The organism is Micromonospora sp. U56 (genome assembly GCF_018070095.1).
Lineage (GTDB): Bacteria > Actinomycetota > Actinomycetes > Mycobacteriales > Micromonosporaceae > Micromonospora > Micromonospora purpureochromogenes.
In genome coordinates this window covers 23,386-29,993 of record NZ_JAGPYL010000083.1, presented here as the reverse complement: position 1 = coordinate 29,993, position 6,608 = coordinate 23,386, and the positions used below count along the sequence as shown (strand labels likewise).

The 6,608-nt window shown below is 74.8% G+C and carries 8 protein-coding genes and 1 pseudogene; 2 read left to right on the top strand and 7 right to left on the bottom strand.

Going from position 1 to position 6,608, the window contains the following annotated elements; translation table 11 throughout:
* Together KBX37_RS24045 and KBX37_RS24040 are read left to right on the top strand one after the other, a co-directional pair.
* Positions 1 to 328, top strand: a pseudogene (locus KBX37_RS24045) (hypothetical protein); the annotation flags it as partial.
* Between the two features lie 34 nt (positions 329 to 362).
* Complete coding sequence (locus tag KBX37_RS24040) at positions 363 to 1,235, top strand: 3-methyladenine DNA glycosylase (protein WP_210778177.1); 873 nt, start codon at positions 363 to 365, stop codon at positions 1,233 to 1,235.
* Positions 1,236 to 1,280: 45 nt separating this feature from the next.
* Here KBX37_RS24040 and KBX37_RS24035 read toward each other — a convergent pair whose 3' ends face one another.
* The 7 genes from KBX37_RS24035 to KBX37_RS24005 form a co-directional block, all read right to left on the bottom strand.
* Entirely contained in the window at positions 1,281 to 1,655 is a 375-nt protein-coding gene (locus tag KBX37_RS24035; protein ID WP_210778176.1) for a DUF4180 domain-containing protein, read from the bottom strand.
* Between the two features lie 48 nt (positions 1,656 to 1,703).
* The gene (gene arfB / locus KBX37_RS24030) at positions 1,704 to 2,129 is read right to left on the bottom strand and encodes an alternative ribosome rescue aminoacyl-tRNA hydrolase ArfB (protein ID WP_210778175.1); all 426 of its coding nucleotides are present in this window, start codon (positions 2,127 to 2,129) and stop codon (positions 1,704 to 1,706) included.
* Positions 2,130 to 2,138: 9 nt separating this feature from the next.
* A complete protein-coding gene (locus KBX37_RS24025) occupies positions 2,139 to 2,432 on the bottom strand; it encodes a hypothetical protein (protein ID WP_247658772.1) in 294 nt (97 codons plus the stop codon).
* A gap of 122 nt (positions 2,433 to 2,554) precedes the next feature.
* The gene (locus KBX37_RS24020) at positions 2,555 to 3,418 is read right to left on the bottom strand and encodes a S1C family serine protease (RefSeq protein ID WP_210778173.1); all 864 of its coding nucleotides are present in this window, start codon (positions 3,416 to 3,418) and stop codon (positions 2,555 to 2,557) included.
* 31 nt (positions 3,419 to 3,449) lie between these two features.
* A complete protein-coding gene (locus KBX37_RS24015; RefSeq protein ID WP_210778172.1) occupies positions 3,450 to 4,409 on the bottom strand; it encodes a VWA domain-containing protein in 960 nt (319 codons plus the stop codon).
* A complete protein-coding gene (locus KBX37_RS24010; protein ID WP_210778171.1) occupies positions 4,406 to 5,410 on the bottom strand; it encodes a DUF58 domain-containing protein in 1,005 nt (334 codons plus the stop codon). Before KBX37_RS24010 ends, KBX37_RS24015 begins: the two co-directional genes overlap by 4 nt.
* Positions 5,407 to 6,456, bottom strand: a complete 1,050-nt coding sequence (locus tag KBX37_RS24005; protein WP_210778170.1) for a MoxR family ATPase — start codon at positions 6,454 to 6,456, stop codon at positions 5,407 to 5,409. Before KBX37_RS24005 ends, KBX37_RS24010 begins: the two co-directional genes overlap by 4 nt.
* Between the last annotated feature and the right edge of the window lie 152 nt (positions 6,457 to 6,608).

Sequence of the window (6,608 nt, the reverse complement as noted above, 5' to 3'; positions counted from 1 at the left end):
CACCGTCTACCGGGTGGCCTGCGAGACGGCCGGCGGGACGGGCCGCCGGTGCCACGCGACCGTCGGAGTGCGCAACCTCACGCCCGAGCAGCAGGCGTGGCACGGCGAACTCCAGCGCGCCTACCTGCCCGGGGGCAACTGGGTCAGCACCGACGAGCCGGCCACCCGGCTGGCGAACCTGGGCCGGGACGTCTTCGCCCAGCCGGTCGCGGCCGGCAACCGGGTGGTGCTGCCGCTGGTGTTCACGCTCAAGGGGCCGCAGAAGCCGAAGCAGCTGGAGCTGCGCAGCGGGGTCTTCTCCGCCGGGGTCCGGGTGGACGTGCCCTGACCGGCGGCCGGGCGGCGGTCGTACCCTTGGGTCCGTGACCGCCGCCCTCGCACCCGCCGCCCACGACGCGGCCGACTGGCAGGCCCGGCGGGCCGCGCACGTCGCCCGGGTCGACGCGTGGCTGGCGCCGCACCTGGCCCGCCGGCGCAGCGGCGGCCGGCACCCGGTCGAGGACTTCCTCTTCACCTACTACTCGCACCGGCCGGCCCAGCTGCGCCGCTGGCACCCGGGCGCGGGGGTGCTGCTGCGCGACGTGGAGCCGGCCGAGTTCGGCCCGGACTACCGCGCCGACGCCGCCGGGGTCAGCCTCGACACCGATCGGGTACGCGCCCGGCGCGCCGAGTCGATCGCCTGGATCCGCGACCTGCTGGCCGCGACCGCCGGCCGGCCGGCACACCTCGGCTGCTTCGGCATGCACGAGTGGGCGATGGTCTACCGGCAGACCCAGGAGGAGGTCCGGCACAACTCCTGGCCGCTGCGGCTGAGCCCGGAGCGCACCGCCGCGGTGGTCGAGGAGCGGGGCGTACGGTGCAGCCACTTCGACGCGTACCGGTTCTTCACCGCGCCGGCCCGGCCGTTGAACCTGCTCAACCCGACCCGGGAGAGTCAGCACGCGCTGGAGCAGCCCGGCTGCCTGCACGCCAACATGGATCTCTACAAGTGGTCGTACAAGCTGTCGCCGCTGGTCGCCTCCGAGCTGGTGGCGGACTGCTTCGCGCTGGCCAGGGAGATCCGGGCGCTGGACATGCGGGCCAGCCCGTACGACCTGGCCGCGCTCGGCTATCCGCCGGTGCGGGTGGAGACGCCGGAGGGCCGGGCCGAGTACGCCGCCGCCCAGCGCGGCTTCGCCGAGCGGGCCGCCGCGCTGCGCTCCCGCCTGCTGACCGCCCTCGACGCCGTCGCCTGACCGCGGCTGGACGCCCTGCCGCCAGTCAGTCGGGCACCGGCCGGTTCACGCCGCCGGGCGCAGCCGCTCCTCCAGCTCCGCCATCGTCTCGACGAACCAGAGCTGGCGACCGCGGTTGGACTCGGTGACGAAGTCCCGCAGGGCGGTGCTGCGCGCGACGTGCGCGGAGATGTCGCCGACCACCACCACCGGCAGCCGGTAGTTGACGAACTTCTGCACCAGCTCACCGGCCACCCCGGAGCGCAGCGTGAAGAACTCGTCGGCGAGCCGCCGTACCGGCAGCACCACCAGCTCCGCCCGCTGGCCGAGCGCCTCGCCGATCACGTCCAGCGCGTCGCCGCCCCCGCACAGCCGAGGCCCGTCGGGGGCGCAGGCGAGCAGCGAACGACCGTGCAGCGTGACGAGGGTGTCGGTGGACATGCTGGCAGCCTAGGCACCGCTTCCCCGCGGGCACACCGGATTTACCGCTCAGTCCCCGTCGACCCGGCGGTCCCGCTTGCGTTGCGACTGGCGCTTCTTCTCCGCCAGCCGGCGTTCCTTGGCGCCGCGCGACGGGCGGGTCGGCCGCCGGGCCGGTGGCGGCGGCGCGACGGCCTCGCGCAGCAGTGCGGTCAGCCGCTCCCGGGCCGCCTCCCGGTTGGCGAGCTGGGCGCGGTGCTCGCTGGCGGCGATGGTCACCACCCCGTCGACCAGGCGGCCGGCCAGCCGTTCCAGCGCCCGCGCCCGCAGCGCCGGCGGCAGGCTGGGCGAGGCGGCCAGGTCGAAGCTCAACTCCACCCGGGAGTCGGCGGTGTTGACCCCCTGCCCGCCCGGCCCCGACGAGCGGGAGAACCGTTCCCGCAGCTCGGCGGCGGGCACGATCCACCGGTCGGTCACCCGCAGTCCGTCGTCCACGCCCCGAGGCTAGCGCCCCTTCGGGGCACCGTGGGTGGCGGACGAGCTCGGCGACGGGCTGGGCGCCGGTTCCGCCCGCTCGTGGTCGGGGCCGACGGCGGCGTACGCGACCGCCCCGACGAGCAGCAGCGCAACCACGCCGACCTTGGTCGCGGCCAGTCTGATCAGCAGCCACGCAGCCCGACGCAGGCCAGGCACACTGTCCTTGGTGACCTGATAATCCCTCCACCCACGACGCGCGCGGGCGTAGGCCGCGCCCATCACGCCGCCAACCAGAACACCGATCGCCAGCAGGACCGCCATGAGTGATCGCTCCACCCATGTCAGTATCCATACTCAGCGTGATATTTCTATGGCCCGATGGTTCCTCGCCAGGAATCCGACAGTTTTACCGTTACGACCGCCGCGTCCTGGGCGCGCCCGACTCAGCCGCCTTTGCCGATGATGGTGTCGGCGGTCTGCTGCACCTGCTCGATCGGGATGGCGAACCCGATGCCGATCGAGCCGTTGCCGTCGATGGTGGCGATCGCGGTGTTCACCCCGACCACCTCCCCCCGGGCGTTGACCAGCGGCCCTCCCGAGTTGCCCGGGTTGATCGAGGCGTCGGTCTGCACCGCGCTGCGCCGGGTGGTGCCGAGGCGTACCTGGCGGTCGAGGGCGCTGACGATGCCGGCGGTGACCGTCCCGGCCAGGCCGAGCGGCGAGCCGACCGCCAGCACCGGCTCACCGACCTTGGTGGAGCGCGGCTTGGCCAGCGGCAGCGGTGCCAGCCCGGCGACCGCCGGCACCCGGAGCACCGCCAGGTCGCTGCCCGGCTCCCGGCCCACCACCTCGGCGGCGTACCGCCGGCCGTCGGAGAGCTCCACGGTCACCTCGCCGCCACCGCCCTTGGCCAGGATGTGGTCGTTGGTGACGATGTGCTGCTGGTTGTCGATGGCGAACCCGGAGCCGGACGCCGAACTGGCGGCGCCGCCGCCGACCATCACCGACACCACGCCCGGCACGGTCTTCTGCGCCGCGGTCACCAGCTCGGCCGGCACCGGCGCGGCGGACGCCGCCGAGGGCCCCGCACCGCCGTCCCGGCCGGCCACCCAGCCACCGGCCGCCGCGCCGGAGACGGTAGAGAGGGCCACCACCGCCGCCGCCGTCAGCAGCCGGCCGCGCCAGCGGCGCCGCGACGGGTCCTCCCCCGCCCCCGGTACGTCCCACCGGGGCCGCCCGTCCGGTCCCAGCTCGGGCGAGACGAACCACGGTCCCCGGGGCTCGCCCAGTCCGGTCTGCACTGCCATGCGTGCGCTCCTCACTGTCGCTTCGGCGGGCTCAGGGCAGGCGGGAGAACCACCGCATCGACCCGGCCGCGGCGCCCATCGCGAACATCAGCCCGAGGCCGATGAACCGGGCGGAGATGTCCTGGCGTTCGGTGCGGTAGCCGACCGACGAGCCGATGTCCTCGTAGACCTTGCGCAGTTCCGCGCTGTTGCCCGCCTCGTGGAAGCCACCCCCGGTGTCCTCGGCGACCGCCTTGAGGGTCTGCCCGTCGACCGGCACCTGGATCGGCCGGCCGCCCCGGTCGACGAACCCGCCGGGGGTGCCGAAGGAGATGGTGTGCACCGGCACCTTGGCCGCCACGGCCGCGGCGGCGGCCTCCATCGGGTCCATGCCGGAGGTGTTCGCCCCGTCGGAGAGCAGGATGACCCGGGCCGGCGGTGGCTTCTTCGCCGCCGTGGAGTCCAGGCTCTTGACCGCGCCGAGCGAGGCGCTGATCGCCTCGCCGATCGCGGTGCCCTGCACCCCGGTGATGCCCTCGGCGAGCCGGTCGATCCCCTCGTGCAGCGCCTCCCGGTCGGTGCCGGGCGGCACCACCACCGCCGCGCTGCCGGCGAACGCGACCAGGCCGACGTTGAACTCGTCGGGCAGGCCGTCGACGAACCGCCGGGCCGCCTGCTTGGCGGCGGCGAGCCGGTCCGGTTCCACGTCGGTGGCGAGCATCGAGGTGGAGACGTCGACGGCGACCATGACGGTGGCCCGTTCGCGGGGCACCCGTACCTCGGCCGTCGGCCGGGCGAAGCCGACCACCAGCAGCGCCAGCATGGCCAGGAAGAGACCGGCCGGCACGTGCCGCCGCCAGGCCGGCCGGGTCGGCGCGACCCGGTCGAGCAGCCGGAGGTTGGTGAAACGCACCGCGTACCGGCTGCGCCGGCGCTGGGCGAGCAGGTAGCCGCCGGCCAGCGCGAACACGCCGAGCAGCAGCAGGAGCCGGGCGGGCGACTGCCAGGTCACGCGACACCTCCCCGGGCGGCGGCCGGCGCGGCGGCCAGGCGACGCTGCGCGTGCACGTGCCGTACCACGTCGGCGGTCCAGTCCCGGTCGGTGCGCAGCGGCAGGTGGGTGGCGCCGGAGCGGCGCAGCGCCCGGCGTACCTGCTCGCGCTGGGCGGCCGCCGCGCTGGCGTAGCGCCGGCGCAGCGCCTCGTCGCCGGTCCAGACCTCCCGCCGCCGGCCGGTCTCCGGGCAGACGAGCGTGATCAGGCCGACGTCGGGCAGTTCCAGCTCGCGCGGGTCGGTGATCTCGACCGCGAGCACCTGGTGCCGGGCGGCGAGGCGGCGCAGCGCCGGTTCCCAGGCGGTGGGCTCGTCGTGGTGCTCCGGCAGGCCGTCGAGGAAGTCGGAGACCACCACGGCCAGGCCGCGCCGGGTGGCGACCCGCTGCACGGCCGCGAGCGCCGCCGCCAGGTCGGGTGGGTCGGGCGGTTCCGTCCGCTCGTCGTGGTCGCCGGTGCGCGGCGCGGCCAGCAGCGCGCGGAGCACGCCCAGCAGATGGGTACGGCCGCTGCGTGCCGGGAAGCGGCGCAGCCCGCTCGAGGTGAGCAGCTGCGCGCCGAGCCGGTTGCCGGTGCCGGCGGTGAGGAAGCCGATCGCCGCGACGGCGGCCACCGACAGCTCCCGCTTGTCCAGTTCGGCGGTGCCGAACTCCATGCTGGGGCTGGCGTCCACCAGCAGCCAGGTGCTCAGTTCCCGGTCGGCGTCGACCTCGCGGACGTGCGGCACGGTGGTGCGGGCGGTCACCGCCCAGTCCATCCGGCGCACCTCGTCCTCGCCGGGGCGGTACTCCCGGCTGCCGGCGATCTCGCTGCCCGGCCCGGGCAGCAGACCCCGGTGCTGGCCCTGGAGCAGCCCGTCCAGTCGACGGGTGACGGTCAGTTCCAGCCGGCGCAGCCGCTGGTCCCCGGCGAGGTCGGCCAGGCCCGGTCCGGCGGGCGCCGGCGCGGTGCGGCGCCTCATGCGGCAGCCAGGTCGGCGGCGTGCTCGGGCATCCCGGTGGCCAGCACGGGCGGGGGCACCGCCTGCACCAGCCGGTGCACCAGCGCCTCGGGCGACACCCCGTCGGCCACCGCGTCGAAGGAGAGCACCAGCCGGTGGGCCAGCACGTCGACGGCGAGATCGCGGACGTCCTCCGGCAGCACGTACTCCCGGCCGCGCAGCAGCGCCTGGGCGCGGGCCGCGGCGACCAGGCCGAGGGTGGCCCGGGGGCTCGCCCCGTACGCCAGCATCGGGGCGATCTCCGGCAGCCCGAAGCGGCCCGGGTCGCGGGTGGCGAGGATGAGGCGGACGACGTACTCGGCGAGCGCGTGGTGCACGAAGACGTGCTCGGCGCGCTGTTGCAGCCCGCGCAGCCGGCCCGGGTCGAGCACCTGGTGGGCGCGGGGCCGGTCGGTGCTCATCCGGTAGAGGATGGCCAGCTCGTCGGCGTCGCTCGGGTAGTCCACGACGATCTTCATGAGGAACCGGTCGCGCTGCGCCTCGGGGAGCTGGTAGACCCCCTCGGACTCGATCGGGTTCTGGGTCGCGAGCACCAGGAACGGCACCGGCACCGGCCAGCTCCGGCCGCCGATGGAGACCTGGCGCTCGGCCATCGCCTCCAGCAGGGCGGACTGCACCTTGGCCGGGGCCCGGTTGATCTCGTCGGCCAGCACCAGGTTGGCCATGATCGGGCCCAGCTCGACGTCGAAGCTCTCCTTCGACGCCCGGTAGATGCGGGTACCGACGATGTCGGAGGGAACCAGATCGGGGGTGAACTGGATCCGGGAGAAGGTGCCGCCGACAACGGTGGCGAGGGTGTGCGCGGCGAGGGTCTTCGCCACGCCGGGTACGCCCTCCAGCAGGCAGTGCCCGTCGGCGATCAGTGCGGTGAGCAGGCGCTCGACGAGCCGATCCTGCCCGACGATCACGCGCCTGACCTCAAAGAGGGTCTGTTCCAGCTCGGTGGCCGCCGCGTCGGGATCGGCCGGGCTGGGCAGGCTGGCCAGGGTGTCCGAGATGTCCGTCACGGTGCTTGCTTCCCGGGGTACCGGGCAGGCAAACGTCGGAATATCACCCCCTGGCAGGCCCTTTCCCACCCGGAGCGGGACGAGCCACCCGTTACCTCGTTAGCGGGCGGCGACGGTGCGTTCCACACCAGACGGTGCCGACCCCCACGTGA